Consider the following 26,165-nt stretch of genomic DNA (forward strand, 5'->3'; position numbering starts at 1 on the left):
TGATGAATGAAATGATTCCACTCGCAAGCGCCGCCGGCATGACCGTCGGCCTTGCCGTTTGTGCCCTGATCGCCGGCCTCGCGCTGGCGATGATTTTTGCTGGCTGGGAATCGCTGCGCTGGAAACCGCTGGCGTGGATCGGTACCGGGCTGGTGACGCTGATTCGCGGCCTGCCGGAAATTCTGGTGGTGCTGTTTATCTATTTCGGTGCCTCGCAGCTGCTGCTGACGCTGTCGGACGGCTTCCAGCTCAATCTGGGCCTGTTCACCCTGCCGGTGCAGATGCAGATTGAGAACTTTGATGTCAGCCCGTTCCTGTGTGGCGTGATTGCACTGGCGATGCTCTATTCGGCTTACGCCTCTCAGACACTGCGCGGTGCGCTGAAAGCGGTGCCGTCCGGCCAGTGGGAATCAGGCCAGGCGCTGGGCATGAAAAAGTCAGCGATATTCTTCCGGCTGATTATGCCGCAGATGTGGCGCCATGCGCTGCCCGGACTCGGCAATCAGTGGCTGGTGCTGCTCAAGGATACGGCGCTGGTGTCGCTGATTAGCGTCAACGATCTCATGCTGCAGACCAAAAGCATTGCGACGCGCACCCAGGAGCCGTTTACCTGGTATCTGGTGGCCGCCGCGATCTATTTAGTGATTACGCTATTCAGTCAGGCGGTGCTGCGCCGTATTGAATCACGTACCACGCGTTTTGAGCGGGGGGCCTGACGCATGCTGGCGTATTTACCTGAGCTACTGAAAGGCCTGCATACCAGCCTGACGCTGACGGCCGCCTCACTGGTCGCCGCGCTGCTGCTGGCGCTGCTGTGCACCATTGTGCTGGCGCTGAAGCTGCCGCTGCTCAACTGGCTGGTCAAAGGCTATATCACCCTGTTTACCGGCACGCCGCTGCTGGTGCAGATTTTCCTGATCTATTACGGTCCCGGCCAGTTCCCCAGCATTCAGAACGTGCCGTGGCTCTGGCATTTACTGTCGCAGCCGTGGCTGTGTGCCATGCTGGCGCTGTCGCTTAATAGCGCAGCCTACACCACACAGCTGTTCTACGGCGCGGTGCGCGCCATTCCGGCCGGACAGTGGCAGTCCTGCGCCGCGCTGGGCATGCGCCGCCGCGATACGCTGCGTATTCTGCTGCCGTACGCGTTTAAGCGCGCCCTCTCCTCTTACTCCAACGAAGTGGTGCTGGTGTTCAAGAGTACTTCGCTGGCCTATACCATTACGCTGATGGAAGTGATGGGCCACGGCCAGCTGCTGTATGGCCGCACCTACGACGTCACCGTATATGCTGCCGCCGGTCTGATTTATCTGGTGGTTAACGGCCTGCTGACGCTGCTGATGCGCCTGGTCGAGAAGCGCGCGCTGGCGTTTGAGCGCCGCAACTGATCGTCTGACGCGGCGCGAAGGAAAGCGCCGCGCCCTTCCTCACTGTATTTGATCGCAGCTAAATAAATTTTTAATCATATTTATTGCATACAAATGCATTAACTGGCATCGTGTAAATCGTTTCGCCTCTGGCATGGTTTACAGGAGCCTTATAATGAAAAAATGGATTGTTGCGGCAATGATGGCAACGCTGGCAATGAATGCTTATGCGGCAGAGAAAATTCGTTTTGCTGCCTCAGCCACCTATCCTCCGTTCGAATCACTCGATCAGAATAACCAGATTGTCGGTTTTGATATCGACCTCGCTAAAGCGCTGTGTCAGCAGATGCAGGCTGAGTGCACTTTCACCAACAATGCCTTTGATAGCCTGATTCCTTCGCTGAAATTCCGTCGCTATGACGCGGTCATTTCCGGCATGGATATCACCGCCGAGCGCAGTAAGCAGGTCGATTTCACCCAGCCCTACTACGCCAATTCGGCAATCGTCATCGCCCACAAAGGTGAATATAGCGACTTTAGCCAGCTGAAAGGCAAACGCATCGGCGTGGAAAACGGCACCACCCATCAGAAATACCTGCTGGAGAAGCATCCTGAAGTAATTGCGGTGGCCTACGACAGCTACCAGAACGCGATTCTTGACCTGAAAAATGGCCGGCTCAACGGCGTATTTGGTGACAGCGCAGTCGTCAATCAGTGGCTGAAGGCCAATACGGATTTGAGCACGGTCGGCGAGCACATTACCGACAGCGACTACTTCGGCACCGGGCTCGGCATTGCGGTGCGCAAGGGCAACAGCGCGCTGCTGCAACAGCTGAACAGCGCGCTGGCGGCGCTGAAAGCCAACGGTCGCTGGCAGCAGATCAATCAGAAGTGGTTCCCGGAATAAGCATTATGGAGTTGCGTGGCGCCGGGCCTGCCAGGTTCTGCACGTCCTCAGCGCAGCCGGGCGCTACGCGATTCCACCCTTACGACGCAGTAACGTCAGCACCTCGAAATGTGCGGTGTGCGGGAACATATCGAACAGCTGAACGCGGCTGATGTCATAGTCGGCCAGGCGGGCAATGTCCTGCGCCATGCTGGCGGGATTGCAGCTGGAATACAGGATGTAGTCCGGCGCCATGCGGCTTAGCCAGGCGCACAGTTCTGCACCAATACCGCGACGTGGCGGATTGACCAGCACCAGCTGCGGCACGCTCGTATGCCCGGTGGCAAACTGCGTGGAATCCAGCGCGGCAAAACTCACCTGCTCTAACCCCAGCTGCTGCGCCGACTGCTGCGCGCAGGCGATGGCTTCCGCACTGATTTCGATGCCGGTCAGCTGCATCTGCGGCGTGGCGCAGTGCAGGCCAAAGCCGCCAACGCCACAGAACAGATCCCACATGCTGTGCACTGGCAGTTCCGCCACCCAGTCGCGTGCCGTTGCGTACAGCGCAGCCGCCACCTGCGGGTTAGTCTGGAAGAAACTTTGCGGACGGATATACAGCGGCACGTCGTTAAAGCGTTCCGGCAGCGCCTGCTCAGGCGTCAGCGCCATCTCCTCCTCGCCCTCCAGTATCGCCATGTGCACCGGCTGAATATTGGCGGAGATCACCTGCAGCTGCGGCAGCTGCTGTTGCAGCCACGGCAGCGCGGCGCGCAGCTGCGCCAGTTTGCTGTGCGAGCGCAGGACAAAACGCAGCATCATGCCGCCCTGGGTACTCTCCGTCAGCAGCAAAAACTTCAGCTCGCCGCGTTTGCGCGCCACGTTGTACGGCGTCAGACCGGCACGGGCGATAAAGGGTTTCAGCACGTCGAATACCGCCACGAAGCTGGCGGGATAGAGCGGACAGGCGCAGAGATCCACCGGCTCGCCGTCACGCGCCACCATGCCGAACAGCGGTTTTTCCACACTGCCGCTCACCACCATCTTGGCTTTATTGCGAAACCCCTGCTGCGCCGAGGTGAACGGCGGCCGCCAGTCGGCGACCGGCATGCCGTCCAGCAGCTGCGTCAGCTGTGTCTGCTTGTCGCTCAGCTGTTGCGGATAGGGTTTTTCCAGCCACTGACATGAGCGACAGCGACCGGCCTGATAAAGCGCGCAATGCATGGAAAGGCCTGTATTGAGAATCGGGAGCAAAAACGGGGGCCGATTGTATCACCGGCTGCGGAAAAATGCGCGGCTGCTGGCCGGCACAAACAGCAGCAGCAGCACCAGCACATCCGGCAGTTTCTGCAGCAGCGTGTGGTGAATAATCTGCGCGTTATTCTCGCCGGGAATGCTGAAAATCTCCGGATAGATCCAGCCCACGGACGCCATCAGCATGTACAGCAGCACCACGATCTGTGTGGCCACGTAGCCCCAGCGCCCGGCATTACTGCCGCGCATCAGGGTAAAGGCACAGCGCAGTTCAAACAGGAAAATCAGCTGGCTGGCGATAAAAATCAGCGTGGAGTCCCACGCCTGCGCGCTACGGTGCACGAAATTGGCGATTTCGTCATAGCCCAGCTCATTGGCCAGCATCAGCACGCTGATACAGCGCGTGGCGATAATGGCGCTGCCGGCAATGGTCACCGGCACGGGCGTGGAGGTTAACACCAGGTTTTTCAACGTTTCCGACATTGCGCGCGCTCCATAAGAAAAGGCTGACAGAGTCAGCCTTGCTTATATTGGCAAATGTTGCGTCACTCAGCCACGTTTTGCTTTCTGAATATCGCGCAATCGCTGTTTTTCTTCGTGCGCCATAAAGCGCCAGGCGATAAAGCCGACCAGCCCGACCACAAACAGAATCAGCGAGGCCAGCGCGTTGATCTCCGGATTGACGCCGCGCCGCACCGTGGCAAAGATCGCCATCGGCAGCGTGGTAGCGCCCGGCCCGGTGACGAAGCTGGCGATCACCAGGTCGTCCAGCGACAGAGTAAACGCCAGCAGCCAGCCGGTGATGATTGCCGGGGCAATCATCGGCACGGTAATCACGAAGAACACCTTCAGCGGCGTGGCGCCGAGGTCCATCGCCGCTTCTTCAATTGAGCGATCCAGCTCGCGCAGCCGCGAGTTGATCACCACCGCCACGTAGGCGGTACAGAACGTGACGTGCGCCAGCCAGATGGTCAGCATGCCGCGATCGCCCGGCCAGCCAAAGGTGTTACCCATCGCCACGAACAGCAGCAGCAGTGACAAACCGGTGATCACGTCGGGCATCACCAGCGGCGCGGTGAGCATGAAAGCAAAGCCGCTGTGGCCGCGAAAACGCCCGAAGCGCACGATAATCACCGCCGCCATGGTGCCGAGCACCACTGCCATGGTGGCCGACAGCGCCGCGATGGTCAGGCTCAGGCCAACCGCATCCAGCATCGCATCATCCTGGAACAGCACGCGATACCAGTGAAACGAGAAGCTCTCCCATACCGTCACCAGCTGCGAGCTGTTGAAGGAGTAAACCACCAGCAGCAGCATCGGCGCGTACAGGAACAGGAAGCACAGCGCCAGAATCGCGGTGCGCCACGGAGAGCGGATTACCGGTAGCTGATTCATCCCTTCTCCCCCATTTCACGGTTTTGATGTTTGTGGAACCAGACGATCGGCAGAATCAGGATCAGCAGGATGATCACCGCCAGCGCCGAGGCCACCGGCCAGTCGCGGTTGTTGAAGAACTCCTGCCACAAAATGCGCCCAATCATGATGCTGTCCGGTCCGCCGAGCAGTTCCGGGATCACGTACTCGCCCACCGCCGGGATAAATACCAGCATTGAGCCAGCAATAATGCCGCCTTTGGTCAGCGGCACGATGACGCTGAAGAAGGTTTTCAGCGGGCGCGCGCCGAGGTCCAGCGACGCTTCCACCAGCGAATAATCAATACGCGTCAGCGCGGTGTAGATCGGCAGCACCATAAACGGCAGGTAGCAGTAAACGATACCGATATACACCGCCGTGTTGGTGTACAGGATGATCAGCGGATGATCGATCACGCCAAGCCACATCAGGAAGCGGTTGAGGATCCCGTTGTTGTTCAGCAGTCCCATCCACGCATAGACGCGTACCAGGAACGAGGTCCACGACGGCAGGATCACCAGCAGCAGCAGGATGGTGCGCATGGAGGGCTTGCTGTGCGCCACCGCCCACGCCAGCGGATAACCGATCAGCAGACAGATCACCGTTGAGATCGCCGCCACCTTCAGCGAGGTGAGATAAGCTTCGGCGTACAGCGGGTCGTCGGTCAGCGTCAGGTAGTTGCCCAGATTGAGCACCAGGTTGAGCTGGTCGTCCGCCCAGGTCACCAAATCGGTGTACGGCGGAATGGCGCGCGCAATATCGGCGAAACTGATTTTCAGCACGATGAGGAACGGCAGCATAAACAGCAGGATTAGCCACAGATAAGGCAGCGCGATCACCAGCTTGCGACCGTGCTGCATTTTCATGCGTGTGCCCCAGCGCTGCAGCGGTGTGCCCGCTACCTCCGGCTCGCTGCGTTGAGAAATCTGGCTCATAGCGCCTCCTTAAACCGTCAGGACCACACAGCTGTCGGCATCCCAGCACAGGCGCACTTCATCGCCCCAGGTGGGCGCGCCTTTACGGTAGCGATGCGCATTCTGCAGCTGGGCGCTGATCATCTGGCCGCTGCGCAGCCGTACGTGGTAAATCGACAGATCGCCGAGATAGGCGATGTGCACCACTTCGCCGACGGCAAAGTTGCAGCCGTCGGCCGGCACCTCGTCGCACAGCATGACTTTTTCCGGCCGCAGCGCCACGTGCACCGGCACGTTGTCTACAATCGACACATCGGTCTGCACCTTGAGCGGATGCATCAGCCCCGGACTGTCGATCACCACGCCCTCGTCGCGGCGTTCGCGCAGCAGGCCATCAAACACGTTCACTGAGCCGATAAACTCAGCGCTGTAGCGGCTGGTCGGGTGCTCGTAAATCTCTTCCGGCTCGCCGATCTGCACAAATTTACCGCGGTTCATGATGGCGATGCGGCCCGCCATGGTCATGGCCTCTTCCTGATCGTGGGTCACCATCACGCAGGTAGCGCCTACACGCTCCAGAATATCCACCACTTCGTGCTGCATGCGGTCGCGCAGTTTTTTATCCAGCGCGCCCATCGGTTCGTCGAGCAGCAGCAGCTTGGGACGTTTCGCCAGACTCCGCGCCAGCGCCACGCGCTGACGCTGGCCGCCAGAAAGCTGGTGCGGCTTACGTTTGGCGTACTCTTCCATATGCACCAGCGCCAGCATCTCTGCCACGCGGCTGCTGATTTCGCCTTTCGGCAGTTTGTCCTGCTTCAGGCCAAAAGCGATGTTCTGTTCCACCGTCATGTGTGGAAACAGCGCGTACGACTGGAACATCATGTTGATGGGCCGCTGATACGGCGGCACGTGGGACAGATCCTGACCATCCAGCACAATCTGGCCACTGCTGGGAATTTCAAAGCCGGCCAGCATCCGCAGCAGCGTGGACTTGCCACAGCCGGAAGCGCCCAGCAGTGCGAAAATTTCGCCTTTGTAAATGGTCAGGCTGACATCATCCACGGCGTGCTGGCCGTCAAACGATTTCGTCAGGTTGCGGATTTCCAGCAGCGGCGTTAACGCCTTAGCCGTTTTATTTTGGGGGCGGGGAATCGCGTCGTTCACTCACATGTCTCCGGCGCTAAGCGGGATAGCGCGGCACAGCCAGCCGCTAAATGACACAACAGAGGCCAGCACCGCGCCTCTGTTGTCGTTTACCGATAAGGGAATTCGTTCAGAACGAATTACTTACCACTTTTTACTTTAGTCCATGCACGGGTACGCGCACGATCCAGTTTCGGATCCTGGACCTTGAGCACAAACAGTTTGGCCATCGCTTCCGGCGTCGGGAAGATACCCGGATTGTTGCGCACATCCGCATTGATCAGCGGCAGCGACGCTTTGTTGCCGTTGGCGTAGTTCATCTTGTTGGAGACGTCGGCAATCACTTTCGGATCCATGATGTAGTTCAGCCACTGATAAGCCGCATCCAGATTTTTCGCGTCTTTTGGAATGGCCATCATGTCGAAGAATGCCAGCGCGCCCTCTTTCGGTACGCTGTAACCGAGATGGACACCGTTGTTGGCTTTCACCGCGCGATCTTTCGCCTGCAGAATATCGCCAGACCAGCCGATGGCAACGCAAATGTTGCCGTTGGCGAGGTCATTGATGTACTGCGAAGAGTGGAAGTAGCGGATATTCGGCCGCAGCTTCAGCAGCAGGTCGGTCGCCGCACCGGTGTAATCTTTCGCGTCAGAGCTGTTCGGATCTTTGCCGAGGTAGTTCAGCACGGTGGCAAAAATCTCTTCTGGCGCATCGAGGAACGAAACGCCGCAGCTCTTCAGTTTTTCCAGATTTTCCGGCTTCAGCACCAGATCCCAGCTGTTCACCGGCGCATCGGCGCCCAGTGCCGCTTTGACTTTATCGATGTTATAGCCAATACCGGTGGTGCCCCACAGGTAAGGAATGGCGTATTTGTTACCCGGATCGTGCTGGGCCACTTTCGCCATCAGATCGGGATCGAGGTTTTTATAGTTAGGCAGCTTGCTCTTATCCAGCTCCTGGAACACACCAGACTGCAGCTGACGCGCGAGGAAGCTCGACGACGGTACCACCACGTCATAACCGGTGCTGCCGGCCATCAGTTTGCCTTCCAGCACTTCGTTGGAGTCAAACACGTCGTAGACCACTTTGATGCCGGTCTGCTTTTCAAAATTGGGCACGGTGTCGGCCGAAATATAATCGGACCAGTTATAAACGTGCAGCGTTTTATCCTCTGCCTGAGCGCCCACGGCCGCAGCCATCAGCACACCTGCAACCACACCTGGCAACCATTTTTTTGACTGGTTGATCATGTTTTTCTTCCTCCTGAGCGGGTCATCACAACGCTGCATACACGCGATCCGGTCGTTGCGTTGTCTGTTAAATTACAGCCACACAATGAATCAATATTCAGCGGGAGTTTAATAGCAAAAACCTATAGCTGCGCCGTAGTTGCACGTATCAGACAGCCCCGCAAGAATAGCCCCCCTGATTCCTGCGTGCCAGATCCCAGCTTAAAAAACGCCTTTTTGCGATAAGTTATGCATGTTTCTGCTATGCACTCTGGCACTAGCGGCATAAAGCACGACTAATATCTGGCAATAAAGGGCAAAATGCAGAATAAAAAGTGGTGGGCCTGAAATGAAAACTGCCGCAAAAAGCGGCAGTTAGCAGGAGGGAAAAAATCAGTGCAGCATGCTGTGGCTGCTGACACTCGGCGGACGCTCCTCGTCTTCGCCCATCATCAGCAGATGATTGGCGAACGCTTCCATGATCACCATCGAAATCCCCTCTTCGCTCTGCTTCATGAAGTGGGTGAACTGACCAAAGGTGATGCCGGCGCTTACGCTGATTGACTGGCAGACAATCAGCTTCGGCAGGTTGTCATCCTGTATATCGATAAAGGCTTTCACCGTGAGCGAACTGGCATTGATTTGCGACAGTTCACCAACCAGCGGGATCAGCGCGGTGGGCTTTACTTCTGCCAGCGCCGAGAAGAGGATAACGTTATCCACCAGGTCGATTTTCGCGTCAAACACCCCGTCAAAATTCTGCATATGCGGCAGATGCAAAGCCTGACAGGCGTCGCATTCGAACCAGGTGATATTTTGTTGATCCAGCCAGCGACGCAGCATGTCGATGTCAGGAACGACCAGTGAATCCATCGTTGTATCCTGTGGGGTGAATAAATAAGCGCCTTAGCTTACGGAAAATCAGTCGCAGATGCCACGAAAACCGCGCAAAAGCGCGGTTCAGCCCCCGGTTTTCGGACGATAACCGGGACAGGCGTGCTGCTCTATCCAGCGGATCATCATGGCGGCAATGTCTAAACCGGTGCTGCCTTCAATGCCCTCCAGCCCTGGAGAGGCATTGACCTCCATCACCAGCGGCCCCCGGTTGGCGCGCAGAATATCCACGCCCGCCACGGCTAATCCCAGCGTCGTGGCCGCTTTGACCGCGATCTCGCGCTCCTGATCGGTAATGGTGACGGCGCGGGCGCTGCCGCCGCGGTGCAAATTAGAGCGGAAATCGCCCTCTTTCGCTTCCCGCTCAATCGCCGCCACCACTTCGTCGCCAATCACCAGGCAGCGGATGTCGCGCCCGCGCGCCTCTTTAATGAACTCCTGCACCAGAATATGCGCATTGAGACCGCGAAACGCATCGATCACGCTCTCTGCCGCCTGGCGGGTTTCCGCCAGCACCACGCCGATCCCCTGCGTCCCCTCCACCAGTTTCACCACCAGCGGCGCGCCGCCGACCATGGCGATAACATCCTGCGTATCATCCGGCGACGAGGCAAAGCCGGTAACCGGCATGTCGATGCCCTCGCGCGCCAGCAACTGCAGCGAGCGCAGCTTGTCGCGTGCACGGGTAATGGCCACCGACTCGTTGAGCGGATAGCTGCCGAGCATCTCAAACTGGCGCAGCACCGCCGTACCGTAAAAGGTGGTGGCGGTGCCAATGCGCGGGATCACCGCGTCAAAATGGCCGAGCGCCTCACCGCGATAGTGCACCGCCGGCGAGTCGGAGTTGATATTCATATAGCAGGAGAGCGGATCGATCATCTGCACCTGATGGCCACGCGCTTCCGCGGCTTCACGCAGGCGTTTACAGGAGTAGAGCGCGCCGTCACGGGTGAGAATGGCCATCTTCATTGCAGCGGTCCCTGTGCTTAGCGCGTTGCCCAGCCCTGCTGATGCAGGTAGTCCAGCATGAACGGTCGCGTTTCTTTAATAATCAAACGCTGAATCAGTTCACTCCAGGTTTCCGAGCGCTGATTGCTGTCGCGCTGCTGATAGTAAGCGGTGATCTGCTGGTCATATTGCGCCAGCACTGCTTTATCCAGCGGCTGGTAGCGGTTTTCATGCACCAGCATCGCCTGCGGCATGCGCGGCTTGACGTCCGGTGACGCGTCGGGATGGCCGATGCAGAAACCAAACAGCGGCAGCACAAACTTCGGCAGCCCCAGCAGCTCCGTCACCTGCGCGATGCTGTTGCGAATGCCGCCAATAAACACGCCGCCTAAACCGAGCGATTCCGCAGCGACCATGGCGCTCTGCGCCATCAGCGCGGTATCGACACAACCCAGCAGCAGCTGTTCGGCCCGGCCCAGCTGAGCCTCAGGGCAGATTTGCTGGTGGCGGTTGAAGTCGGCGCAGAACACCCAAAACTCCGCTGCGGCGCTGACCCATGGCTGGCCGCCGGTGAGCTGCACCAGCTGCTCGCGCAGGGCGCGGTCGGTGATACGGACAATGGAGGAACACTGTAAAAAACTGGAGGTCGAGGCCGCCTGCGCCGCAGCGATAATCGCGCTGCGCTGGGCGTCATCAATCCCCTGCTCAGTAAAGGCGCGAATGGAACGGTGGCTGCAAAGCAAATCAATAGTCGGCGTCATAATCCTCTCCGGTTACTTCTTTTTGTGGGTGTGATTGAACAACTGCGGTGCCATCGCCTTTGCGGTGCGCCACATCATCAGCCACGCTGCCGGCAGCATCAGCGCAATGCCGAGGAAAAACAGCAGCGTTGCCAGCGGTTTTTTCGCCATGAATGCCGGTGCCGCCAGCCAGTCGTTGACCAGCAGCAGCGCGCCAATCACTGCCAGCACGCCCAGTGCTTCCAGCAGTAGCACGGGTTTGGGCAACGTCGCCAGATTACGCATGGTTCAGGGCTCCTCAGTGTTCATCTGTTTCTGCTGCAGGTGATACCCGATTACTGTAGTACGGCATTGTGACCGGGTATAGACAGCGCGCATTAGAGTAACAGGCAATTTCTGCTTTTCTTAAGCAGGATGGGCGGGCATGATGTGACGCATTATTCACGCTGTGATGTGAGACAAGTCACAAAACAGCAGCGGAAGGAGAGAAGCAATGATTGCAGTGATTTTTGGCCGTTCCAGCTGCCCATACTGCGTACGAGCAAAAGAGTTAGCCACGAAGTTAACCAGCGAGCGCGACGATTTTAATTATCAGTACGTCGATATCCAGGCGACCGGCATCACTAAAGCCGACCTGGAAGCGCGTGCCGGCAAACCGGTTTCTACCGTGCCGCAGATCTTCCTCGACGACCAGCACATCGGTGGTTACACCGAATTTGCGGCGTGGACCAAAGAAAACCTCGGCATCGAAGCCTGACCTGACGGGCCTGCGGGCCCGCCTTCGCTTCACTCAGCTGGTGCGCATCGCCAGCATAATGCGCAACAGGCGCACCAGCAGCGCACCGCACCCCGCCCAGAATAGTGCACTCAGGCTCCACGCTGTCACCAGCAGCAAGCTGTGTGACATCGGCATCACCAGCCACACCCACATCATGCCCAGCAGCGTCCCGCCCAGCGCGATCCACAGTGTGCCGATCAGCGGACTGTCCGGCTGCAGCAGCGCCATCACGATGCCCGGCAGCAGAAACAGCAGCAGTTCCGGCTGTCCACGCACCGCCTGCGTCGCGGCGGCGGACCAAAAATGATGTGCAAAAATAAACACCAGCGTATAAAGCATCACGCCCAGAACCGATGCTGGCCAGCGATTATTGCGCTGCAACATACCTCTCCTCAACTTTGACGTTAACAATATTGAAACTTTTAACTGCCCTGATGCGCTTACGTGGAAATAAAAAGAAACAGCTGAAGGCAGAAGGAATGAAAACTGCTGATAGCTGAGGGTGTTAATTATGATTAGAATGGCGCCGCTTTATGTGGGTCACAGTTTAAGAACATTCGGTGACCGGGCCGTGCGTTGCCGTCACAAGATAGCGAAAAAATCCCATTCCATCAACCCGTTACAGGTAAATAAGAAGTTAAACCGTGAACATTAACGTCGCAGAATTGTTAAGCGGAAATGACGTTCTGTTATTATTTGTCGTATTAGCCCTCGGCCTGTGCCTGGGTAAATTACGCCTTGGCTCCGTACAACTCGGTAATTCTATTGGTGTGCTGGTGGTTTCGCTGATTCTGGGTCAGCAACACTTCGCGATAAATACTGACGCCTTAAGTCTGGGCTTTATGCTGTTTATTTTTTGTGTCGGGGTGGAAGCCGGTCCCAACTTTTTCTCCATCTTTTTCCGCGACGGTAAGAACTATTTCTTTCTGGCGATCGTCATGGTGGTCAGCGCCCTGCTGATTGCGCTGACGCTCGGCAAACTGTTTGGCTGGGATATCGGCCTCACCGCCGGCATGCTGGCCGGCTCGATGACCTCAACGCCGGTGCTGGTGGGCGCAGGCGATACGCTGCGGCAAAGCATCAGCGACACGCAGCTGCTGGGGCGCATGCAGGATAACCTCAGCCTGGGTTACGCCCTCACCTATCTGATTGGGCTGGTCAGCCTGATTTTCGGCGCACGCTACCTGCCGCGCCTGCAGCATCAGGATTTGCCGACCTGCGCCCAGCAAATCGCGCGCGAGCGCGGTCTGGATGCGGACAGCCAGCGTAAAGTGTTCCTGCCGGTGATTCGCGCCTACCGCGTTGGTCCGGAGCTGGTTGAGTGGAGCGGCGGCAAAAACCTGCGCGAGCTGGGGATTCACCGTCAGACCGGCTGCTACATTGAGCGCCTGCGGCGTAACGGCATTCTCGCCAGCCCGGACGGTGATGCAGTTTTGCAGCTCGGCGACGAAATTTCTCTGGTGGGCTATCCGGATGCCCATGCACGTCTCGACGCCAGTTTCCGTAATGGTAAAGAGGTGTTCGATCGCGATCTGCTCGACATGCGCATCGTCACCGAAGAGATCGTGGTGAAAAACCACAACGCGGTGAATAAACGCCTGAGCCATTTAAAACTGACCGATCATGGCTGCTTCCTGAACCGGGTGATCCGCAGCCAGATTGAGATGCCGATCGACGACAGCATTATGCTCAACAAAGGCGATGTGCTGCAGGTGAGCGGCGAAGCGCGCCGGGTGAAAAGCCTGGCCGATCGCATCGGCTTCATTGCTATTCACAGCCAGATGACCGATCTGCTGGCGTTCTGCGCCTTCTTTATCATCGGCCTGATGATCGGCATGATCACCTTCCAGTTCAGCAACTTCAGTTTTGGCCTGGGCAACGCCGCCGGCCTGCTGTTTGCCGGCATCATGCTCGGCTTTCTGCGCGCCAACCACCCGACGTTCGGCTACATCCCGCAGGGCGCACTGACCATGGTGAAAGAGTTTGGCCTGATGGTGTTTATGGCCGGGGTCGGCCTGAGCGCCGGCAGCGGGCTGCAGCACGGTCTCGGCAGTGCGGGCGCGCTGATGCTGCTGAGCGGCCTGCTGGTGAGTCTGTTGCCGGTGGTGATTTGCTATCTGTTCGGCGCTTACGTGCTGCGCATGAACCGCGCGCTGCTGTTTGGTGCCATCATGGGCGCGCGCACCTGCGCACCGGCCATGGAGATTATCAGCGATACCGCGCGCAGCAGCATACCGGCGCTCGGCTATGCCGGCACCTACGCCATTGCCAACGTCTTGCTAACGCTGGCGGGGACGCTGATCGTCATCATCTGGCCGCTTTTGCCTGTTTAAAAATATTTTTACACGCGTCAGAACTAATCGGACGCGATGCAGTCTGAATAAGTGCCACTGCTTTTCTTTGAAATCCCCAAATTGAGGAGCCCGTTAGCCTTCTGCTAGCGGGTTTTTTTATGCCTGCTACGCGCCCCCTTAAGGTTTCCCTAAGCGTGATTTGCCACCCTGTGACTCTGGTTTCGCTATTTGCAAATATTCATGCAACTTTCATCAAAGTTAAACACTCCAACAACCCGCAGTGAGATTCGGAGCACGGCTATTTATTCTCTTTCCGCGCGCTTCTACGCTATCAACCTTATTTTGCTGGCAATTCTGGCGCTGGTGTTTCTGTGGTGGTCGCGCCACGAAAGCCTCGACATCGCCATCAGCCAGCGCTGGTTTGATCCGCTCACCCGGCGTTTTCCGTGGCAGCACAACCGCTGGCTGGATCTGATTAACCATCGGCTGATGAAGGATGTGATTATCGCTGGCGCGGTGCTGCTGTTACTGCGCGGCCTGCAACAGCGCGACGCCCGGCGTGTGCTGGTGGCCCTGCTGTTTGGCATGGGGCCGCTGGTGGTGGGCATACTGAAGGCGCACAGCGCGCACTCCTGTCCGTGGGATCTGGCGCTGTTCGGTGGCAATGCCGCGAGCTTTCCGCTGCTGGCGGCGGTGCCGGCCAACAGCGGCCCGGGCCAGTGCTTTCCGGGCGGCCATGCTTCCAGCGGCTTTGCGCTGATGGCGCTGTTTTTTTTGTGGTGGCCGGAGCGTCCACGCCGCGCGCTGCTGGCGCTGGCAGTGGGTATCGCCTGTGGCCTGCTGATGGGCTATGGCCAGGTGATGCGTGGTGCGCACTTTTTCTCCCACAATTTGTGGGCGGGCTGGTGGGTGTGGCTCAGCCAGCTGCTGATTTTTGCCGCAATTTCTTTTTGGGTAAACAAGACGAGGACGAGGAAACGTGATGGAAGCTCTTAACCACACCCTCTTTTTATGGATTAACGCCACGCCGGATTCACCCGCGTGGCTGCTCAGCCTGGCGACCTTTATTGCCAAAGATGTGATTGCGATTGTACCGTTGCTGATCGTCGCCCTGTGGCTGTGGGGGCCGCGCGATCAGCTGCAGTCGCAGCGCGCGCTGGTGCTGAAAACCGGCATGGCGCTGATTTATGCGCTGAGCATCTCCTGGTGCGTGGGCCAGCTACTGCCACACCCGCGCCCGTTCGCCATTGGCTTCGGTCACCAGTTCCTCTCACACGCCGCTGATGACTCCTATCCCAGCGATCACGGCACCACGATTTTTACCTTCGCGCTGGCGTTTATTTTCTGGCACCGTCTGTGGTCCGGCGTGGTTTTGCTGGCGATTGGCAGCGCTATTGCCTGGTCACGCGTGTATCTCGGCGTGCACTGGCCGCTGGATATGCTGGGCGGTTTTCTGGTGGGGTTGCTTGGCTGTCTGGCTTCGCATCTGGCGTGGCAGCTGTATGGTCAGCGCATGCTGGCGCTGACGCATCAACTCTACCGCGCCCTGTTCGCGATGCCGATTAAAAAAGGCTGGGTTCGCGGATAAACTGCGCCGGCAGGCGGGTTAGCCACGGGCTGACCCGCGGCCCTGAAATTAACTGAACCACTTACCAAACCAGCCGTTGAATTTCATCATAATGAAATCCCAGATGCGGCCAACAAAGCCGGCTTCCGGTACATCCTCCATCGCCACCAGCGGACGCTGCTCAATGGTTTTGCCATCCAGCTGGAAATCGATAGTGCCCACTACCTGGTTCTTTTTCAGCGGCGCTTCCAGCTGCGGTGCGTTGAGGGTAAAGCTGGCCTTGAGATTTTTCATCTGCCCTTTCGGGATAGTGATCGCCGCATCCTTCGCCACGCCGAGGTTGACCTGGCTGTTTTCGCCAAACCACACGCGCTGCTGGGCAAACGGTTTATCGGCTTTAATCGGCGTAACGGTTTCATAGAAACGGAAGCCCCACGTCAGCAGCTTCTCACTCTCGCGGAAGCGAATGGCATCGGTCTGCGCGCCCAGTACCACCGAAATCAGGCGCATATCGCCGTCCACTGCTGAAGCAACCAGATTGTTGCCCGCCCCCGAGGTATGCCCGGTTTTGATGCCGTCAACCTTGAGGTTGCTGCTCCACAGCAGGCGGTTGCGGTTCATCTGTTTGATATTATTGAAAGTAAATTCTTTTTCGCTGTTCAGCGCATACTCTTCCGGCACATCACCAATCAGGCGCTGGCCGATAATCGCCATGTCGCGTGCGGTGCTGTACTGGCCTTCGGCGTCCAGACCGTGCACCGTCATGAAGTGGGTGTTTTGCAGGCCAAAGGCTTTAACGTAATTGTTCATCAGGCCAATAAAGGCATCCTGACTGCCGGCGACATAGTCCGCCAGCGCGATACAGGCATCATTCCCCGACTGGATCACCACGCCCTTATTCAGTTCCGAGACCGGGATGCGGTCGCCCGGCTTGAGGAACATCAGCGACGACCCGCGCAGTTTCGGATTGCCGGTGGCCCAGGCATCCTGGCCGATGGTCACCATGTCGTTACTGGTGATTTTGCCGGATTTCAGCGCCTGGCCGACCACGTAGCTGGTCATCATTTTGGTCAGACTGGCGGGATCAAGACGCTGGTCGGCATTGGACTCTGCCAGCACTTTACCGCTGCTGTAGTCCATCAGAATCCAGGCTTTTGCCTCAATCTGCGGTGCCGCCGGTGCCTGCTCGGCCTGAGTGGTGACAGGGACGAAAAGCAACAATAATGAAGTGGCCGCCAGTGGCCGCCAGACTGAAGTCAGGGATGTTTTTCTCATGAGCGTGACCCAATTGTCCTTGTAAAATCACGGATTTGTGCAGGTAAGACATGTCTTACCAAACGCTAACGGTTCACGCCGGTGAAAAAAACCGCCAAACCGTAAAGTTTTTTAGAGTTTGTTAGAGTAACCCTGGCATTAAGGCCGCTGCGCTGCCAGTGCGCGGGCGTCAGGGCAGAGGAAAAATTGCGAGAAATTCCGAATTTTCGCAGAACAGTTAAGCCAGTCACAAAATTCCGCTAACCTGATGCCAGTCAGCCCGAGGAGAATCATGATGGACTTAGCCGTTTTCGATCTGGATGAAACCCTGATTTGTGAAGACAGCACCAGCCTCTGGCTGCGCTGGCTGGTTTCGCAGGGGTTTGCACCGGAAGAGATCATTCGTCAGGAGCAGGCGCTGATGGCGCAATACCACGCCGGCAGCCTGTCGATTGAAGAGTACATGCGCACTACGCTCTCACCGCTCACCGGCATGGCGACGCTCACCGTCGCAGGCTGGGTGCGGCGCTTTATTCATCGCGATATCCTGCCGCGCGTCTTTCCCGCCGCGCGCGAACGCATTCAGTGGCATCAGCAGCGTGGCGACACGGTAATGATTATTACCGCCAGCGGCGATCACCTCGCGGTGCCGATTGCGGAACGGCTGGGCGTACACGGCGCACTGGCGATTGGCGTGGAAGTGGTCGATGAACGCTACAGCGGTGAGATTTACGGCACCGCCACTTACCGTGAAGGCAAAGTTTCACGACTCAGCGACTGGCGAGCGCTGCAGCAGGATCGACGCTTTGAGCGCACCTGGGCGTACAGCGATTCGATGAACGATCTGCCGCTGCTGTCGCATGCCGATCATGCATGGGTGATTAACCCGGACGCGCTGCTGCAGCAGGAAGCGCAGCAGCGCGGCTGGCAGGTGTGTAACTGGGTGCGCTGATTAACCGCGCGCGGCGCTGGCGGCATCCGCCAGCCCGACTTTCAGCAGCTTGCCATTGGCCTCATCGGTCAGCACATACAGATAACCATCCGGCCCCTGACGAACATCGCGGATGCGTTCGCCACGGTCACCCAGCAGCCGCTGCGCCTCTTCGACCTTCTCGCCGTTAACGCGCAGACGGATCAGACTTTTATCTTTCAGCGCACCGATAAACAGCGAGTTTTTCCACTGGGGAAAGCGCGCGCTATTGTAAAACGCCATGCCGCTGATGGCCGGCGATTGCTGCCAGTAAAACAGCGGTTGCTCAGTGCCGGCAACGGCGCTGCCCTGCGCTTCCGGCACTTTCTGCCCGCTGTAATCAATGCCGTATGTCGCCAGCGGCCAGCCATAATTTTTGCCCTTCGCCGCCAGATTCACCTCATCACCGCCGCGCGGGCCGTGTTCACTCTCCCACATCTGCTGCGTCCATGGATTGAGCGCCAGCCCCTGCGGGTTGCGTACGCCGTAAGACCAGATCTCCGCGCGTGCGCCCTGACGATGGTTAAACGGATTATCCGCCGGCACCTTGCCGTCCTGCGTCAGGCGGACGATTTTGCCCGACAGCTTGTCCAGCTGCTGCGCGCTGCGGCTGGCAAAGTTATCGCCGAACGCGATATAGAGATAGCCCTGGCGATCAAACGCCAGCCGCGTGCCGATGTTAGCACCGCCGGACAGTTTCGGCGTTTGCTCCAGCACCACCTTAAAATCCTGCAGCTGACGGAGATCTGCGCTGAGCGTGCCGTAACCCACCACGCCGCCCGCGCGGCCGGTGTCATCGGCGGTGGTATAACTGAGCCACACCCGACGGCTTTGCGCGAAGTCCGGCGCCAGCACCAAATCCAGCAGACCGCCCTGGCGGTTGGCCCACACGTTGGGTACGCCGCTAATCGGCTGCGATAGCCCCCGGCCCGGCTGCCAGCTGCGCAGCTGTCCGGAACGTTCGGTAATCAGCAGGGTTTGCTGGTCGGGCAGAAACGCCACCGACCACGGATGATCGAGCTTGTCCTGTAACACCTGCACCTGGACATCGGCCGCCAGCGCGGTAAAGGAACCGCTGAGCGCGCCAGCCAGCAGCGCAACACGCCATAAACGCATGGGATTCTCCTTTTCACAGTCTGCCGTTAAGCGTAGTCAGCCAGTAAGAAAGGATGTGCAGGATTTACAAAACATTAAGCCCGGCGCAGTGGCCGGGCTTGTAGCAGGCAGGATTATTCGAAGCAGGTTTCCGGGTTTTCCGACAGTGAAATGAAGGATTCACCGCCTTTGGTCAGGGCAATAATGCCGCCGCTTTCAATATCATAAACCCAGCCGTGCAGGCGCAGCTTGCCTTTACGCAGCGCGACCGAAACGGAAGGATGCGTTTTGATATTGTTGAGCTGGGCAATCACGTTCTCTTTCACCATTTCGTTGAGGCGTTTCTCAACCGATTCGTAGTTGCGCTCTTCCACCACCGCTTTTGCAGCATTGGCGTAGTGCAGCCAGTGATCAACCGCCGGCATGCTCTCGAGATCGGCGTTGGACGCAATCGCGTTCATCGCACCGCAGTTGGAGTGACCACAAATAATAATTTCGGTTACGCCCAGCGCGACCACCGCATACTCGATGGTTGCTGACACGCCACCCGGCTCCGGACCAAACGGCGGGACGATGTTACCGGCGTTACGGATCACAAACAGCTGGCCCGGCTCCGACTGTGTCACCAGCTCTGGCACCAGACGGCTATCCGAACAGGAGATGAATAAAGCTTTAGGATTCTGGTTGGACGCCAGACTCTTGAAAAGATCCTTCCTTTCAGGAAACACATTCTGTTGAAAATTCAGAAAACCTTTGACGATCTCTTGCATTTGTCTGCTCTCACATTATCCACTTCAGCCCCGGCAGAGAAAAACTCACCGCTGGCGCGCTTTAAAATTCTGTAATGTCGATAATAACTTACAATTACCAACCCAATATTTAAGCAAAATCGACCCGCTTGCACAACCCGGATGTCCGCCATGCTCACTAAGCGTACACCAAACAAAATGTTGCGCCAGGTGACCGCCCTGCCCTTGTATATAAGATTATTAGATTGACAATATTAGATTTACTCTTTATTTTCTAATTATCCCTTGCAGGGATGGCAGGTGAAAAGAGGTGCATTGTGGTTGAAGTATCCTGGTCTAAACGTGCCCTGAAACACCTGATGAAGATCGACAAACGCTATCAAAAAAGCATCTTTGAAAAGACATCCCAGCTGATCGCCTTTCCGGCCGTCGCACTGGACATCAGGAAGCTGCAGCAGAGTGATAATCGTTACCGTCTGCGAGTGGGCGATTATCGGGTTATCTTTGCGTTGATAGAGGGAGAGCCTGTCGTTCTTGAGATTGTAGAAGTTGCACGCAGAACCTCTCATACTTACTGATACTCTGCGGGGGAAACCCCGCAGCTATGCACCTGATGACATTGGCCGCGACCTGACGCTACCCGGATAACGTATGTCAAAACAGTATATTTATGATGAAGCAGGCGAACCGCAATTCGTGGTTTTGCCTGTCGCGGAGTATGAAAAGCTGCTTTCAGATGCGGAAAGCAACTGGACAACCCTCGCGATTGAAGCGGATGAACATGATGATGAAACCGTGCCGCATGACGTGGTTGGCATTATGCTCAGCCAGGATACCAGTTTGCAGGCGGCCTGGCGTGTTTACCGTAACCTCTCGCAGCAGTATGTTGCCGAACAATTAGGGACCACGCAAAGCGCAATTTCCCAACTGGAACGCAAAGAGAGTAAACCACAGAAAAAAACGCGCGAGCGCTTAGCCCGACTCTACAGCTGCCGTCCGGAACAATTATTGCTGTAATTCCCCCGGCCACCGTTTGCGTGGCCTTTTTCTCTGATTTCGACAGTGCTTCCCTATACATTTTCCCCGTCAACCTCTGTACAATCGCGCTCCTGTCCACCTTAATTATGATGAATTTTTATCCTTATGAGCCATGTCAAAAATCCGCCGCGTGTAGGCTTCGTCTCTCTCGGCTGCCCAAAAAACCTCGTTGACTCTGAACGCATCCTGACGGAGCTGCGGACAGAAGGCTACGACGTGGTGCCACGCTACGATGATGCGGAGATCGTCATCGTTAACACCTGTGGATTTATTGACAGTGCCGTACAGGAATCACTGGAAGCGATTGGTGAAGCGCTGAACGAGAACGGCAAAGTGATCGTCACCGGCTGCCTCGGCGCCAAAGTGGATCAGATTCGCGAAGTGCATCCGAAAGTGCTGGAGATCACCGGCCCGCACAGCTACGAGCAGGTGCTGTCGCACGTGCACACTTACGTGCCAAAACCCGAGCACAACCCGTTCCTCAGCCTGGTGCCGGAACAGGGCGTCAAGCTGACGCCGCGCCACTACGCTTACCTGAAAATTTCCGAAGGCTGTAACCATCGCTGCACTTTCTGCATCATCCCGTCAATGCGTGGCGATCTGGACAGCCGTCCGATTGGCGCGGTACTTGATGAAGCTAAACGTCTGGTGGAAGCGGGCGTAAAAGAGCTGCTGGTGATCTCACAGGACACCTCCGCGTACGGCGTCGATGTTAAACACCGCACCGGTTTCTGGAACGGTTCGCCGGTGAAAACCAGCATGGTCAGCCTGTGTGAGCAGCTGGCGAAACTCGGCGTCTGGGTGCGTCTGCACTACGTTTATCCGTATCCGCACGTGGATGACGTGATACCGCTGATGGCCGAAGGCAAAATCCTGCCTTACCTCGATATTCCACTGCAGCACGCCAGCCCGCGCATCCTGAAGCTGATGAAGCGTCCGGGCGCGGTTGAGCGCACGCTGGAGCGCATCAAACGCTGGCGTGAAATCTGTCCGGAGCTGACGCTGCGTTCCACCTTCATCGTGGGTTTCCCGGGCGAAACCGAAGAAGATTTCCAGATGCTGCTCGACTTCCTGCGTGAAGCGCGCCTCGATCGCGTTGGCTGCTTCCAGTACAGCCCGGTTGAAGGCGCCACGGCTAACCAGCTGCCGGATCAGGTACCGGACGACGTCAAGCAGGCGCGTTTTGATCGCTTCATGCAGCTGCAGCAGCAGATCTCCGCAGAGCGTCTGCAGGAGAAAATCGGTCGAGAGATTCTGGTGATCATTGATGAAGTCGATGAAGAAGGCGCGGTCGGCCGCAGCATGGCCGACTCCCCGGAAATCGACGGTGCGGTGTACCTGAATGGCGATCGCCAGGTGAAGGTCGGCGAGGTGGTGCGGGTCAAAGTCGAACACGCCGACGAATACGACCTGTGGGGCTCGCGCGTTTAACCGTACTTTTGCTGGTGCGCTTTTTTGCGTGCCAGATAATCGTTATCGGCGCGCAGCCGGTCCCAGCACGCTTTGAACACGGCCGCCGCAGCGGCCTTTTCTTTCTCTACCGTACGCGGCAGCTCTTTGCCGTCGGCACCGTATTTCCGTCCGCCCTGATGATTGCTGTAGCGGCGCGCGCGGGTGTACCCCATCTGAATAAATTTGCGCGCCATATCCATACCGACAAAATCATCCTGCGCGCGATACGCCTCGAACAGCTGCATGATTTTTTCTGATGACTGCTGCGCCAGCTCGACGGTGCGAAAGCGCCAGTGCGGCAGAATTTCGCTTTTATAAGGTTCCACCATCAGCACCCCCTGCTCGCCGCGTCCGACCTGATACAGCTCCGGATGCTGACGGAAGTCGAGCTGTTTAAAATCCTGCTGGTAATTGAAGGGTTTCATCCCCTGGCCTCCTGTCCGTAACCATTACTGCGGTGAATTATTTCGCTGCCGCACTTTAGTGATGCTTTTTTCCACCGATAACATAACTACCGGCTCATTTGCTAAGAGATGCTCACATGTTCAACAAGATGAAAATTGTGACCGCCATTGTGGTTATTCTGGTGGTATTCACAGCCATGCAGGCCATATCCGGCTCGCTCTTTTTCTCCTCGCTGCGCGCGGGACAACATAATTTCACCGCCAGCAATCAGTTGTCTCATCAGCAGCGCGAGCTGGGCGACGGCTGGCAAACGCTGGTGAAAACCCGCGTCACCATCAACCGCGTGGCGATCCGTATTCTGAAAAATCAGACTGACGAGCAGTCGCTGGCGGCGATCAACAAGCTGCTGCTGGCATCCGGTGCCTCGCTGGAAGCGGCGCAGCAGCACTTCAATCAGTATAGAAGCTATCCGCGCATCGACGGCCAGAGTGCGTCGACCGCCGATCTGATCGACAAAAAATTCAAAGCGTTTGCCGCGCTGCTGCAGCAGTCCGCCGTGTTTCTGAAAGCCAATAACTACGCGGCCTACGGCAACCTCGATGCGCAGCAGGCGCAGGATGAACTGGAACAGGCTTATCAGCAGTGGCGCGATGAAAACATGCAGCTGATCAATCAGCGCAGCCTGCAAAATGACAGCAACTATCAGCAGGTGCTAATCATGATTGCCGTCATCGCGCTGGTGGTGGTGCTGATGGTGGCGGCGGTATGGACGCTGGTGCGCCGCGTGCTGCTGGCACCGATGCAGCAGGTGCAGCAGCAGATCGAGCGCTTTGCCGAAGGCGATTTGTCAGCCAGCCTGCAGGTGGCAGGCCGCAGTGAAATGGCGGCCATTGCCGCCAGCCTGAACCATATGCAGCAGGCGCTGCTCGGTACCATCAACAACGTGCGCGACAGCGCGGATGCCATTTTTGGCAGCGCCAGTGCCATCGCCAACGGTAATAACGATCTCTCGGCGCGGACCGAACAGCAGGCTGCCTCACTGGAAGAGACCGCCGCCAGCATGGAACAGCTGACCGCGACCGTGAAGCAGAATGCTGACAACGCGCGTCAGGCCACGCAGTTGGCGAAAACCGCGTCGGACACCGCCGACAAAGGCGGTAACGTGGTGGAAGGTGTGGTGAAAACCATGCGCGACATTGCGGACAGCTCGAAGAAAATCGCCGACATTACCAGTGTCATTGACGGTATCGCTTTCCAGACCAACATTCTGGCGCTTAACGCCGCGGTAGAAGCGGCGCGTGCCGGTGAGCAGGGGCGCGGCTTTGCGGTGGTGGCAGGCGAAGTGCGCAATCTGGCCCAGCGCAGCGCGCAGGCGGCGAAAGAGATCAAATTGCTGATTGAAAACTCCGTGCAGCGCGTGGATCTCGGTTCGCAGCAGGTCAGCAGCGCTGGCGATACCATGCAGGAGATTGTCAGCGCGGTGACGCGCGTCACCGATATCATGGGTGAGATTGCCTCGGCTTCCGATGAGCAGAGCCGCGGTATTGACCAGATTGGCCAGGCGGTGAATGAGATGGATCGCGTGACGCAGCAGAACGCCACGCTGGTGCAGGAATCGGCCAGCGCCTCGGCGTCGCTGGAGCAGCAGGCCAGCCGATTGTCATCGGCGGTGGCACGTTTCAACACCGGCGCGCGCGCGCCCGCTGCGGTAACCGAGCGGATGGTGAAACCGGTGCTGCCCGCCCCGACCCGCGCTCTGCCCGCGGCGGTGAGCCACGGTAACGATAACTGGGAAACGTTTTGATGCGCTGAAGTTTTAATAAAATCAATGGATTGAACAAAAGTCATACGCCAGGCATTGCAGTTATCGTAGCGGCGCAATTTATTGCGCGATGAATCGCGCCGCTACAACTGCAATGCGGTGTTCACCCTCAGCTCTTCAATTTGGGGTCCAGCGCGTCGCGCAGGCCGTCGCCCAGCAGATTGAACGCCAGCACGGTGAGAAAAATCGCCAGGCTGGGGAAGATCGCCACGTGCGGCGCAATCACCATATCGGCGCGCGCTTCGTTGAGCATCGCGCCCCACTCCGGCGTCGGCGGCTGCGCGCCCAGGCCGAGAAAGGACAGGCTGGCGGCGGTGATGATCGAGGTACCGATACGCATGGTGAAATAGACCACAATCGACGATACCGTACCGGGCAAAATGTGACGCATGATAATGGTCCAGTCGGAGGCACCAATACTGCGCGCCGACTCGATATAGGTCTGATGTTTCAGCACCAGCGTATTGCCACGCACCAGACGGGCAAATGCCGGAATACTGAAAATCGCCACCGCCACAATCACATTGCTCATGCCGCTGCCCATGATCGCCACCACCGCGATCGCCAGCAGGATGCCGGGAAACGCAAACAACACATCGCAGATGCGCATGGTGATGCGATCCCACCAGCCTTCGTAATAGCCCGCCAGCAACCCCAGCACGGTGCCGATCACCGTGCCAATCGCCACCGAGAAGAAGCCAGCGATCAGCGAAATGCGCGTGCCGACCAGCACCCGGCTGAAGATATCGCGTCCAAGGGAATCGACGCCAAACAGATGCATCCACGACGGCCCTTCGTTGAGCCGGTCGTAGTCAAAATAGTTTTCGGCATCAAACGGGGCGATCCACGGGGCGATAAACGCCACCACAATCAGCAGCAGCACAAACGCGCCTGCCAGCAGCGCCACATGCTGACGGCGAAAGCGCCGCCAGAATTCACGCCACGGCGTGCGAACCCGGTTTTCCGTCATCAGCGGCAGGGATTTCAGTGCCGCCTCGCGTCGCCAGTTCTTCAATTGCGACTCCTTACCTGTAGCGAATAGCCGGGTTGATCGCCGCGTAAAGCATATCGACGATCAGGTTAATCAGAATGAACTCCAGCGAGAATAGCAGCACCTCGGCCTGAATCACCGGGTAATCGCGCATCTCCACCGAATCCACCAGCAGACGGCCCAGTCCGGGCCAGTTAAACACCACTTCCACCACAATCGAGCCGCCGAGCAGAAAGCCGAACTGCAGCCCCATCATGGTGACCACCGGAATCATGGCATTGCGCAGCCCGTGTTTGACCACCACCAGCGATTCGCGCACCCCTTTGGCCCGTGCGGTGCGCATATAATCTTCCTGCATCACCTCAACGAACGAAGCGCGGGTAAAGCGCGCCATCACCGCGGCCACGGCGGCACCGAGCGTAATCGACGGCAGAATATAGTGCTGCCAGCTGTCGGCGCCCACCGTCGGCAGCCAGCCGAGCTCGACCGAAAAGACCTGCATCAGCAGCATACCCAGCGCAAACGCCGGGAAGGAGATGCCGGAAACCGCCAGCGTCATGCCGATGCGGTCCGGCCAGCGATTGCGCCATACCGCCGAAGCGATGCCGATCGCCATGCCAAACAGCACCGCCCACACCATGCTGCTCAGCGTCAGCCACAGAGTAGGAAAAAAGCGCGCGGCAATTTCGGCAGAGACCGGCCGCTTTGACACCATCGACTGACCAAAATCACCCTGCAAAGCATTGAGGATAAAGTGCCAGAATTGCTGAATCAGCGGCTGATCGAGCCCCAGCTCCTGACGCACCAGCGCCACCACTGAGGCATCCGCTTCCGGTCCGGCAATCAGGCGCGCCGGGTCGCCCGGCAGCAGATGCACGAACAGGAACACCAGCACTGCGACAATCAGCAGCGTGGGAATCAGCCCGAGCAGGCGTTTAAGAAAATAGTTGAGCATGCGAAATCCC

Annotated in this window: 29 protein-coding genes; 12 read left to right on the plus strand and 17 right to left on the minus strand. The window is 57.7% G+C overall.

Going from position 1 to position 26,165, the window contains the following annotated elements:
- Positions 1-2: 2 nt before the first annotated feature.
- The 3 genes from artQ to ABVR31_RS12485 all read left to right on the plus strand — a co-directional run bounded on the left by artQ (position 3) and on the right by ABVR31_RS12485 (position 2,274).
- Positions 3-716, plus strand: coding sequence for an arginine ABC transporter permease ArtQ (artQ, locus tag ABVR31_RS12475; RefSeq protein WP_021508373.1), 714 nt, complete (start codon positions 3-5; stop codon positions 714-716).
- A gap of 3 nt (positions 717-719) precedes the next feature.
- On the plus strand, positions 720-1,388 hold the full coding sequence (gene artM, locus ABVR31_RS12480) for an arginine ABC transporter permease ArtM (RefSeq protein ID WP_021508374.1): 669 nt from the start codon (positions 720-722) through the stop codon (positions 1,386-1,388).
- Positions 1,389-1,542: 154 nt separating this feature from the next.
- A complete protein-coding gene (locus ABVR31_RS12485) occupies positions 1,543-2,274 on the plus strand; it encodes an arginine ABC transporter substrate-binding protein (RefSeq protein WP_372773026.1) in 732 nt (243 codons plus the stop codon).
- A 63-nt stretch (positions 2,275-2,337) separates the two neighbouring features.
- Here ABVR31_RS12485 and rlmC read toward each other — a convergent pair whose 3' ends face one another.
- From rlmC to ABVR31_RS12535, 10 genes are all read right to left on the minus strand, one after another.
- Positions 2,338-3,474, minus strand: a complete 1,137-nt coding sequence (gene rlmC / locus ABVR31_RS12490) for a 23S rRNA (uracil(747)-C(5))-methyltransferase RlmC (protein WP_288422731.1) — start codon at positions 3,472-3,474, stop codon at positions 2,338-2,340.
- A gap of 48 nt (positions 3,475-3,522) precedes the next feature.
- The gene (locus ABVR31_RS12495; protein WP_021508377.1) at positions 3,523-3,987 is read right to left on the minus strand and encodes a YbjO family protein; all 465 of its coding nucleotides are present in this window, start codon (positions 3,985-3,987) and stop codon (positions 3,523-3,525) included.
- 66 nt (positions 3,988-4,053) lie between these two features.
- Positions 4,054-4,899 carry a putrescine ABC transporter permease PotI gene (gene potI, locus ABVR31_RS12500; protein WP_058757786.1) on the minus strand — a complete coding sequence of 282 codons (846 nt, stop codon included), beginning with the start codon at positions 4,897-4,899 and terminating at the stop codon, positions 4,054-4,056.
- Complete coding sequence (gene potH / locus ABVR31_RS12505) at positions 4,896-5,852, minus strand: putrescine ABC transporter permease PotH (protein ID WP_021508379.1); 957 nt, start codon at positions 5,850-5,852, stop codon at positions 4,896-4,898. The genes potI and potH overlap by 4 nt, the downstream gene beginning before the upstream one ends.
- Before the next feature lie 9 nt (positions 5,853-5,861).
- Positions 5,862-6,995 carry a putrescine ABC transporter ATP-binding subunit PotG gene (gene potG / locus ABVR31_RS12510; protein ID WP_021508380.1) on the minus strand — a complete coding sequence of 378 codons (1,134 nt, stop codon included), beginning with the start codon at positions 6,993-6,995 and terminating at the stop codon, positions 5,862-5,864.
- Positions 6,996-7,114: 119 nt separating this feature from the next.
- Positions 7,115-8,224: a spermidine/putrescine ABC transporter substrate-binding protein PotF gene (gene potF / locus ABVR31_RS12515; protein ID WP_021508381.1), complete on the minus strand. Its 1,110-nt coding sequence runs from the start codon at positions 8,222-8,224 to the stop codon at positions 7,115-7,117.
- 372 nt (positions 8,225-8,596) lie between these two features.
- The gene (locus tag ABVR31_RS12520; protein ID WP_021508382.1) at positions 8,597-9,076 is read right to left on the minus strand and encodes a YbjN domain-containing protein; all 480 of its coding nucleotides are present in this window, start codon (positions 9,074-9,076) and stop codon (positions 8,597-8,599) included.
- 87 nt (positions 9,077-9,163) lie between these two features.
- Complete coding sequence (gene rimK, locus ABVR31_RS12525) at positions 9,164-10,066, minus strand: 30S ribosomal protein S6--L-glutamate ligase (RefSeq protein ID WP_021508383.1); 903 nt, start codon at positions 10,064-10,066, stop codon at positions 9,164-9,166.
- 17 nt (positions 10,067-10,083) lie between these two features.
- Entirely contained in the window at positions 10,084-10,806 is a 723-nt protein-coding gene (nfsA, locus tag ABVR31_RS12530; protein WP_372773030.1) for an oxygen-insensitive NADPH nitroreductase, read from the minus strand.
- Positions 10,807-10,818: 12 nt separating this feature from the next.
- Positions 10,819-11,070, minus strand: coding sequence for a DUF1418 family protein (locus tag ABVR31_RS12535; RefSeq protein WP_058769528.1), 252 nt, complete (start codon positions 11,068-11,070; stop codon positions 10,819-10,821).
- A 208-nt stretch (positions 11,071-11,278) separates the two neighbouring features.
- Between ABVR31_RS12535 and ABVR31_RS12540 the strand changes: the two genes are divergently transcribed.
- A complete protein-coding gene (locus tag ABVR31_RS12540; RefSeq protein WP_010618314.1) occupies positions 11,279-11,542 on the plus strand; it encodes a GrxA family glutaredoxin in 264 nt (87 codons plus the stop codon).
- Between the two features lie 33 nt (positions 11,543-11,575).
- On the opposite strand, the gene ybjM is transcribed toward ABVR31_RS12540, so the two are convergent.
- Positions 11,576-11,947: an inner membrane protein YbjM gene (ybjM, locus tag ABVR31_RS12545; RefSeq protein WP_372773032.1), complete on the minus strand. Its 372-nt coding sequence runs from the start codon at positions 11,945-11,947 to the stop codon at positions 11,576-11,578.
- A gap of 260 nt (positions 11,948-12,207) precedes the next feature.
- On the opposite strand from ybjM, the gene ABVR31_RS12550 reads away from it, so the two are divergent.
- From ABVR31_RS12550 to ybjG, 3 genes are all read left to right on the plus strand, one after another.
- On the plus strand, positions 12,208-13,896 hold the full coding sequence (locus tag ABVR31_RS12550) for an aspartate:alanine antiporter (RefSeq protein ID WP_021508387.1): 1,689 nt from the start codon (positions 12,208-12,210) through the stop codon (positions 13,894-13,896).
- 201 nt (positions 13,897-14,097) lie between these two features.
- Positions 14,098-14,853, plus strand: a complete 756-nt coding sequence (locus ABVR31_RS12555; protein ID WP_372773034.1) for a phosphatase PAP2 family protein — start codon at positions 14,098-14,100, stop codon at positions 14,851-14,853.
- Positions 14,840-15,445: an undecaprenyl-diphosphate phosphatase gene (ybjG, locus tag ABVR31_RS12560; RefSeq protein ID WP_021508389.1), complete on the plus strand. Its 606-nt coding sequence runs from the start codon at positions 14,840-14,842 to the stop codon at positions 15,443-15,445. The genes ABVR31_RS12555 and ybjG overlap by 14 nt, the downstream gene beginning before the upstream one ends.
- A 48-nt stretch (positions 15,446-15,493) precedes the next feature.
- Here ybjG and ABVR31_RS12565 read toward each other — a convergent pair whose 3' ends face one another.
- Positions 15,494-16,699 (minus strand): serine hydrolase, encoded by a 1,206-nt coding sequence (locus ABVR31_RS12565; protein WP_104092753.1) that lies wholly within the window; start codon positions 16,697-16,699, stop codon positions 15,494-15,496.
- A 274-nt stretch (positions 16,700-16,973) separates the two neighbouring features.
- Here ABVR31_RS12565 and ABVR31_RS12570 point away from each other — a divergent pair, with 274 nt between their 5' ends.
- Positions 16,974-17,630, plus strand: coding sequence for an HAD family phosphatase (locus ABVR31_RS12570; RefSeq protein ID WP_021508391.1), 657 nt, complete (start codon positions 16,974-16,976; stop codon positions 17,628-17,630).
- Here ABVR31_RS12570 and ABVR31_RS12575 read toward each other — a convergent pair whose 3' ends face one another.
- Together ABVR31_RS12575 and ABVR31_RS12580 are read right to left on the minus strand one after the other, a co-directional pair.
- The gene (locus ABVR31_RS12575; protein ID WP_372773036.1) at positions 17,631-18,764 is read right to left on the minus strand and encodes a PQQ-dependent sugar dehydrogenase; all 1,134 of its coding nucleotides are present in this window, start codon (positions 18,762-18,764) and stop codon (positions 17,631-17,633) included.
- A gap of 113 nt (positions 18,765-18,877) precedes the next feature.
- Positions 18,878-19,513: a carbonic anhydrase gene (locus ABVR31_RS12580; RefSeq protein WP_021508393.1), complete on the minus strand. Its 636-nt coding sequence runs from the start codon at positions 19,511-19,513 to the stop codon at positions 18,878-18,880.
- A 296-nt stretch (positions 19,514-19,809) separates the two neighbouring features.
- Here ABVR31_RS12580 and ABVR31_RS12585 point away from each other — a divergent pair, with 296 nt between their 5' ends.
- The 3 genes from ABVR31_RS12585 to rimO all read left to right on the plus strand — a co-directional run bounded on the left by ABVR31_RS12585 (position 19,810) and on the right by rimO (position 21,961).
- Positions 19,810-20,070 carry a type II toxin-antitoxin system RelE/ParE family toxin gene (locus tag ABVR31_RS12585; RefSeq protein WP_031279864.1) on the plus strand — a complete coding sequence of 87 codons (261 nt, stop codon included), beginning with the start codon at positions 19,810-19,812 and terminating at the stop codon, positions 20,068-20,070.
- Between the two features lie 73 nt (positions 20,071-20,143).
- On the plus strand, positions 20,144-20,509 hold the full coding sequence (locus ABVR31_RS12590; protein WP_372773038.1) for a helix-turn-helix domain-containing protein: 366 nt from the start codon (positions 20,144-20,146) through the stop codon (positions 20,507-20,509).
- Positions 20,510-20,635: 126 nt separating this feature from the next.
- A complete protein-coding gene (gene rimO / locus ABVR31_RS12595; RefSeq protein WP_372773040.1) occupies positions 20,636-21,961 on the plus strand; it encodes a 30S ribosomal protein S12 methylthiotransferase RimO in 1,326 nt (441 codons plus the stop codon).
- On the opposite strand, the gene ABVR31_RS12600 is transcribed toward rimO, so the two are convergent.
- Positions 21,958-22,407: a DUF4385 domain-containing protein gene (locus ABVR31_RS12600; protein WP_021508397.1), complete on the minus strand. Its 450-nt coding sequence runs from the start codon at positions 22,405-22,407 to the stop codon at positions 21,958-21,960. The genes rimO and ABVR31_RS12600 overlap by 4 nt on opposite strands.
- A 116-nt stretch (positions 22,408-22,523) precedes the next feature.
- On the opposite strand from ABVR31_RS12600, the gene ABVR31_RS12605 reads away from it, so the two are divergent.
- Complete coding sequence (locus ABVR31_RS12605; protein ID WP_372773043.1) at positions 22,524-24,191, plus strand: methyl-accepting chemotaxis protein; 1,668 nt, start codon at positions 22,524-22,526, stop codon at positions 24,189-24,191.
- Between the two features lie 127 nt (positions 24,192-24,318).
- On the opposite strand, the gene gsiD is transcribed toward ABVR31_RS12605, so the two are convergent.
- Together gsiD and gsiC are read right to left on the minus strand one after the other, a co-directional pair.
- On the minus strand, positions 24,319-25,224 hold the full coding sequence (gene gsiD, locus ABVR31_RS12610; RefSeq protein ID WP_058757796.1) for a glutathione ABC transporter permease GsiD: 906 nt from the start codon (positions 25,222-25,224) through the stop codon (positions 24,319-24,321).
- A gap of 10 nt (positions 25,225-25,234) precedes the next feature.
- On the minus strand, positions 25,235-26,155 hold the full coding sequence (gene gsiC, locus ABVR31_RS12615; RefSeq protein ID WP_372773045.1) for a glutathione ABC transporter permease GsiC: 921 nt from the start codon (positions 26,153-26,155) through the stop codon (positions 25,235-25,237).
- Positions 26,156-26,165 lie beyond the last annotated feature (10 nt).

The organism is Pantoea sp. WEP, from assembly GCF_041678305.1.
GTDB classification, from domain to species: Bacteria; Pseudomonadota; Gammaproteobacteria; order Enterobacterales; family Enterobacteriaceae; genus Pantoea; species Pantoea dispersa.